We start from the raw sequence: 364 nt of genomic DNA on the forward strand, positions 1-364 counted from the left end.
GTACGTCGCAATGGCTTGCATGGCTGGTTCAAGCAATGAGGGGGATTTTTGATCAATGAGAATGCCATCTTGCAAGATATAGACCGGAAAGAACGTGCCTTGCTGGTCATCCTCTTTAAGTGCCCAGACAAGCTTTGCGACTTCCCGTGCTGCACCTGGTTCTCCTTCTGCCAAGGACCCTGGAATTTGCCCCAACAGCTCTGGATCATCTTCATAGGTCACCCATTTCTTTTGTAACTTTACACCGATTTCCACGCGCCCAATCATGGAAATATTCTCCAAGACAGCATCACAGACGGAAAAGATATCCCCTGCAATATAAATCTTGCCCTCTGTGAGAGTCACTGTTTGCGTGTCTTTGTTG

1 protein-coding gene is annotated in these 364 nt (G+C 47.5%); it reads right to left on the reverse strand.

Annotated elements, in window-relative coordinates; all coding sequences use genetic code 11:
- Positions 1–364, reverse strand: a 364-nt coding sequence (locus BN338_RS10300) for a DUF4815 domain-containing protein (RefSeq protein ID WP_039762260.1), incomplete at both ends; no start/stop codon positions are given.

This window comes from Bartonella queenslandensis AUST/NH15 (genome assembly GCF_000312585.1).
GTDB lineage: Bacteria > Pseudomonadota > Alphaproteobacteria > Rhizobiales > Rhizobiaceae > Bartonella > Bartonella queenslandensis_A.